This is a genomic window from Funiculus sociatus GB2-C1 (genome assembly GCF_039962115.1).
Classification (GTDB): domain Bacteria; phylum Cyanobacteriota; class Cyanobacteriia; order Cyanobacteriales; family FACHB-T130; genus Funiculus; species Funiculus sociatus.
Genome location: NZ_JAMPKJ010000034.1, coordinates 56,858 through 63,504 on the forward strand (window position 1 = coordinate 56,858; position 6,647 = coordinate 63,504).

A 6,647-nucleotide genomic window follows, 5' to 3' on the forward strand; every position below is an offset into this window, starting at 1 on the left:
TAGTTGAGCAACTAAATTCACAACTTGTTGCAGTTGGAGCATTCTTTTCGCCACCACTGCTTTTTCCAGCAAAGACACTCTGCGAACGAAGGCAAGAACATGACAAGAAAACGGTCTGTATTTTTCCGTAGAGTCCGTCGCCTGCTGAAGTACGTGCAGGCAAGAACGTACCGCCTCTTAACCCTACCGCTCCTTTTGGCTATGTTCTTGGGTACGGCAATATTGCCGCCCGCTTTCGCCTATATGGTTGCCGAAAACACCATTGTCCAAAGTAGACCCGATGCCCAAGAGATAGATCGACAAGCCAGAAAACTCTACGAAGCAGAACGGTTTTCTGAGTCAGCTTCCCTCTGGGAACAAGCTGCTACTGACTTCAAAGCCTCTGGGGATGGACTTCAAGCAGCCATGTCCTTAAGCAATCTATCATTAGCTTATCAGCAACTTGGACAGTGGACTGAAGCATCTCAAGCGATCGCCCAAAGTCTAAATCTATTACAGACCGGACAAAATCTCGGCACCTCGAAAGAGCGATCGCTTCTCCTCGCCCAAGCCCTAGATGTTCAAGGTCGCCTGCAACTAGCACTCTCGAAATCTCAAGAAGCCCTAACTACCTGGCAACAAGCAGCTAAGGTTTATGCACAAGTAGGCGACACCTTAGGGGTAACTCGTAGCCGTGTTAACCAAGCCCAAGCCCTTCAAGCTTTGGGGCTTTACCGTCTGGCCCAGCAGACGTTAACCGAAACTACTCAGCTTCTGGAAAACCAACCCGATTCCCTTCTCAAGGTTACAGGGCTGCGGAGCCTCGGCAACGTCCTTCGAGTTGTTGGCGATTTAGGGCAATCCCGGCAAATCTTACAGCAGAGTAAAGAAGTGGCTACGCGAGTGCAATCTCCTCAAGCTATCAGCGATGCCCTGCTCAGTCTAGGCAACACAGCCCGCGCCCAACAAGATACCCAAGCCGCTTTAGAGTTTTACCAGCAGGCTGCCCTCACATCCGTCTCACCCGCTACGCTCATCCAGTCTCAGATGAATCAGCTGAGCCTATTGTTGGAAAACGAGCAATTGAGCGCTGCCTATACATTGTTGCCCCAAATCCAGTCTCAAATTAGCAATCTACCCGCTAGTCGAATGGCGGTTTACGCCCGGATTAACTTTGCCCAAAGCCTGATGAAGCTAGGGACTGGGGGGCTGCTGGATTCCGGGAGCAACAGACAACGAACAACGGACATCGCTCAGCTGCTAGCTACAGCTGTCCAGCAGAGCAAAAACCTCAAAGACCAGCGAGCAGAATCTTACGCCTTGGGCACTCTTGGCGGGCTGTACGAACAAACAAAGCAGTTATCTAATGCCTTTGACCTCACCCAGCAAGCCCGGCTTCTAGCCCAAAGTATTGATGCTCCGGATATTGCCTATCAATGGCAATGGCAGTTAGGACGTTTACTCAAGGCTCAGGGAAATATTCAACAAGCGATCGCAGCTTACACGGAAGCATTCAACACTCTCAAGTTTCTCCGCGGCGACTTGGTCGCTATCAACCCAGAGGTTCAGTTTTCCTTTCGGGAAAGTGTGGAACCCGTCTATCGACAGCTTGTTGATTTGCTCTTGCAACCTGTAGGAACTTCCGAACCCAGTCAGGATAATTTTATAAAAGCCCGTGAAGTTATTGAAGCTCTCCAGTTGGCAGAGCTTGACAATTTCTTGCGAGAAGCCTGCTTACAAGCAACAGTGGAGATTGACAAAGTAGTTGACCAAGAGAATTCAACAGCAATCATCTATCCAATTATTTTGCCAGACCGACTAGAGGTTATCCTCAAAGTATCTCAGCAAAAAGACCTGTACCACTACTCCACTCCTGTAGCCGAAAGCCAAGCGGAAAGCATTTTAAAGGATCTACGGCAACAACTAACAGAACCTGATGCAACTGAAGAAGTTAAAACCTTGTCGCAACAGGTATATAACTGGTTGCTCGAACCTGCTATGACAAATTTAGCCCAAAGTAATGTCAAAAAGTTAGTGTTTGTACTAGATGGTTCCTTGCGGAATATTCCAATGGCGGCTCTCTACGACGGTAAACAGTATCTTGCGGAAAACTACAGCGTCGCCCTAACCCCTGGTTTGCAGATGATAGACCCTAAACCCTTGAAGCAGCGACAATTAAAGGCAATAGTCGCCGGAGTGAGCGAACCACGTTCGGGATTTTCTGCACTACCCAACGTGAAGCGCGAATTAGAGGAAATTCAGTCTGAACTATCCAGTAAGGTACTTCTTAATCAGGAGTTTACCAGCACGGCTCTGCAAGATCGGGTTAACTCGCTGCCTTTCCCTGTGGTTCATCTTGCAACTCACGGCCAGTTCAGCTCTCAGGCTTCAAAGACATTTATTGTCGCTTGGGATAAGCGCATCTATGTCAACGAGTTGAATAACTTACTGCGAACTAGAGACCAAAGCCAGCCCAACAACGCTATTGAACTACTCGTTCTTAGTGCCTGTCAAACAGCTGCTGGGGACAAGCGGGCAGCTTTAGGAATCGCTGGAGTAGCGGTGCGGGCGGGAGCGCGTAGTACCCTAGCTTCTCTGTGGAACGTGGATGATGAGTCTACCGCTCTCCTGATGAGCCAGTTTTACCGAGAGTTAACTGATAATCAAGCACTACCTAAAGCTGAAGCACTGCGTCGCGCTCAGCTGGCTCTTTTAAAGAATCCTCAATTCCAACGTCCGATGTTTTGGGCACCCTACATTTTATTAGGTAATTGGCTTTAAGAATTAAAAAATGAAGATATATCTTCATTTTTTAATTCTTAATTGTTAGTAGGGGTGCAGCATTCTACTATTGGCTCTTTTGCAATATTATCCAAGCCAACGCTTTGCAACAGGGCAGCCCAATCAAGAGCTTTCGGATCGCTACGGCGAAGCTGGGAGGCAACAGTCAACGCCTCGTACCAAAAACCGTTGGTGGCATAAAGGGCTACGCGATCGCGTGGTGTCGCTTTCTCTAACTGACTCTCCAGGGCAGGGTTCAGTGAGTTTCTTTGAATCCACCCCTCAACAAAAACAGGTGGTTGTTCTTGTTGTGGCTTACAGTAAATCTTGAAATACCAACGATACCGCTCACCAACCTTTAACGAGGGAGCTGTGGATGGAAGGGGGAGGCTAACAACCCCCGGCGTCTTAGGTAGCGTGATATCGGTCTGGTAGGCTAACTTACCATCTTTATCCCGCAGCGTAAATGTTCCACTAAATGGGGGCTGATAAGGCACATAAAACCAGAAAGTGGGATGCTCGGCGGTCGTCGCTCCCCAGACCAATTCCGCATTCAGAGGCTGATAATCCGGGTAAACCGGAACCAAGGCAGTAAGCTTTTTCTCAGACATAGAGGGCTGTCCGTTCATCTCCTCACAGACACGGCGGGTTCCTGCTTCAGAGCGACGACCAGGTTCCCCGATGTCAGCGGGTGGAGGCGGTGCGGCAAATATCAATGCTTCATTTGATTGTCCGCTGGGGTTTAAGTCCGGGCGTTGCACAAGTAATACCGGGTCAACAGGCTGTGCCTGTAATCGTGTGCAGGCAAGGAGCGCCCAACTAATAGCAAAGGTAAGTTTAATCGTTTGAACAGGCAATTTCATTTGGGCGATCGCTCAAAGTTATCGGTGTATGCTACTGTCGCTGTGGTTCTGGAAGTCGCGTAGACTACTACACTACCGCCAGTAACTACCAAAGCCAAAACTGATGGGACGAGGGGTATCCAAATGCCTTGGGTGAACAGACCAAAGCAAACAACGTATAAAACCGAGAGTGCAGCTCCAGCCGCCAGTCCCAGGTGTAGTCGTGACTGACAGTGCCAGACAAGGATACCTCCCACAAAAGACCAGCTCCAGACCCAAAGAATTTCGCCCCAAACAGGCCAAACCCGTAATAGGGGTCGCCCATCTTTGACCGCACTCAAAATTTGACTCACCATCTGCGCTTGCACAATCACTCCTGGCATTTCTTGGTAGAACCCCTGATTACCACCGCTGTACGGGGTGGGAATATAATCATGAGCGCTTTCGGCAGTGACACCGATCAGGACAATTCGACCCTTGACTCGATCGGGTTTGACCCGATCGTTAAGAACTTCTGCAAGCGTGACGGTTGGGGCCACCTCTAGAGGGGTGCGGTGGTAGGAGCGGTAATTGAGAAGTATTTGATAGCCCCACGCATCCACTTTTTGATAACCGCCAGTATGAGCTTGCAAGCGATTAAAGACGACGTTGCCCACTTGCAAATCGCCTTGAGGAGTGTACTTGGCAGAAATCCCGTCCGCCTCTAGATAATGGAATGCTAGCTGGGCGCTGAGGGCGTAGGGCGCAGTACAAGGGGATGCGGGGCCTGGTTTCATCGCTAATAAATGGCGACGCAGAACGCCGTCTGGGTCTTTGACAACATCACTAAAGCCTTGGCGTTCTGCCGGGACATTAGGAGGGGGCGAAATCCCAGGATGGTTGGCTTCTTGGTCGCGGACTTTGCAAATTGCGAACAAGTTCTCCTGAGTTTGCATACGAGCGGCTAAATCTGCCTGTTTGGGGTCTACAGGATAATCGCGGTAGATATCTAAACCAATAGTTTGCGCTTTGAGTGTCTTGAGTTTCTCCAAGAGTTGAACCAGGGCAAGATCCGATAAAGACCCTTTTCTCTGCTTCTGCTCTTTTAGCTGAAAATCATTTTCGGTGATAGTGACGATGAGGAGGCGCGGATCTTGCCCTTCATCTGGACGCGATCGCATTAACTGGTCGAAAGCTGTAAGCTCCCATGCTTGCAGCATCCCTAGATGGCGCACCCCCATAATCGCAGATGTTGCCACCACACCCAAAAGAAGCACTGTTTGCAGACGATGCCATTTGGGCAACAAAGAGCGATAGCGCTTTCTCCCATCCTCCTTTTCTGGCCAAGTCATAGGTTCTGCGGCAGGATTGGTGCAGATTACTGGCAACCAAGCCGCGCAGGGATATTGCCCCTCTAGTCTTTCCAGCCTTTCTCGTGCTTCTCGAACCGCAGCATATAAAGGCTGTCCACCCGAAAAAGCTGTTAGAAAATACCTTAAAAATTCTTGAGCTACCACGTCCGGCACTGGTTCTCGCATCACAATCACTTGTGGAATATGCAAATCCTCCAGCTGTTGCGCCAAGCCCAAGCCATCACAAGAGTTGAAAATCGCTAAGCGTAAACCACGTTCAATCGCTTTTTTTAGGGCATTCCTTAATTTGTCCAGCGTAATCGCGTCTGTTTGATTCAGCTGAAGCAGCCCTTTTTCTTTGCTAGAACTATGTCCGGCAAAAAAGAGGATGTCCCAACCTTGTTTCCAAAGCTGGTCATTTAACTTGTCTTGTTGCGGCTCTACTAGAAATTCCGTTGATGCCTTATCTGATAATTGTTCTAGAAAAACCCGGTCTTTTCCGATATCGATTCCTTGGCTATTACCAAGAATTGCTAAAATCCTTACTTTAGAGCCGGGAGTTTGTACGTTAGATTTTTTCGGTCGTTGATACTCCGGGGCGCTCAAGGCAACTTCAGCTTTAGGGTAATCTTCAAAGAATTTCCATAGATGCCAAGGAAGCCGCCGCAGAAGGTTATCGTTAGTTTCAATAATGAAGCGAATTTCTTCGCTTCGGTCCAACTGCGTTCGTAACTGCTGGTTAATGTTGCCAAACGGTTCCGAGTTGAGCCAAGCATTGATGCTGTTTGACAACCGCTGGCACAAATCGCTAAATTCAACTTCAGAAACATTAGTCACATCGGCTTCTTGGATTTTGATACGAGGACACCAATCCAGACGTTGATACAGAGCCTTATAAAGCAACTGCCAATGTCTGTAAAGTTCGGGAATCTCTGGCGCTGCTGGTAAACGTCCTGTGAACTTCATCGGGTTAAGATTGCTTTGTTCCCAAAGCTGGGCTGTAACAGCTCCAAAGCCGTTCCCCAAATCACCCTTGCCCAAGCTCAAAACAACTAACTTATTCATTGGTGTCTGACAAAAGAGCGGTCAGATTACAAAAGCCTCTTTCATACTGACATCACCGAAAGCCACTTGTAGCTTAAAGCTTTCTCCCGCTCCGCCTTGAAATCGTTTCAGTTGAATGTAGTTATCTTGGAAACGAGATTGTACTTCCTGAAGAGTTTCTCCTGATTCAGAGAGCAAACCTAGTCTGAGGTTGGGTGGCAGATAAGTTTCTCCTCCGACTGGATGCACCTGCACTAAAACCCCCACGTTCTGTTCGTCCTCCGGTGCTAGAGCTACCAGCAGCGCTACGGATTGACTCCCTAGTCTTAGCCCCAAGTCAATCAGCTTCGCCCGCTTCACGCTAGTTTCACTCGCACTGGATGCACTTCTCAGGCTAAAGCCTAAATTCTGTTCGTCTGTGCCTAAAAGTGTTGATATAGACTGCCAACCCGTCTCAAATATATTCTGGAACCATTGGCTTAGGTTAACTGGTTGAGAGTCAGAACCAACAATTGAAGCGAGTTTTTTCTCTGCTTCTAAGGATTGCCCGATCTGATGAATGTGTAAGAGCAAATCTTCGAGCGATCGCAAACAGCCCACAGGTAACTCACCGCTTTCTGGAACCGTTGGGGTAAATCCTAGTAGCGTTGCTTCTCTCAACGATTTGTCA

4 protein-coding genes are annotated in these 6,647 nt (G+C 48.6%); 1 reads left to right on the forward strand and 3 read right to left on the reverse strand.

The window, feature by feature from the left end; all coding sequences use genetic code 11:
- The first annotated feature begins 99 nt into the window (after positions 1–99).
- A complete protein-coding gene (locus NDI42_RS16680; RefSeq protein ID WP_190450807.1) occupies positions 100–2,760 on the forward strand; it encodes a CHAT domain-containing protein in 2,661 nt (886 codons plus the stop codon).
- 38 nt (positions 2,761–2,798) lie between these two features.
- Here NDI42_RS16680 and NDI42_RS16685 read toward each other — a convergent pair whose 3' ends face one another.
- From NDI42_RS16685 to NDI42_RS16695, 3 genes are all read right to left on the reverse strand, one after another.
- The gene (locus tag NDI42_RS16685; protein ID WP_190450809.1) at positions 2,799–3,623 is read right to left on the reverse strand and encodes a DUF928 domain-containing protein; all 825 of its coding nucleotides are present in this window, start codon (positions 3,621–3,623) and stop codon (positions 2,799–2,801) included.
- Complete coding sequence (locus NDI42_RS16690) at positions 3,620–5,998, reverse strand: CHASE2 domain-containing protein (RefSeq protein ID WP_190450811.1); 2,379 nt, start codon at positions 5,996–5,998, stop codon at positions 3,620–3,622. The genes NDI42_RS16685 and NDI42_RS16690 overlap by 4 nt, the downstream gene beginning before the upstream one ends.
- A 21-nt stretch (positions 5,999–6,019) precedes the next feature.
- Positions 6,020–6,647 (reverse strand): DUF1822 family protein (locus NDI42_RS16695; RefSeq protein WP_190450813.1); only part of this gene is annotated, 628 nt, incomplete at its 5' end.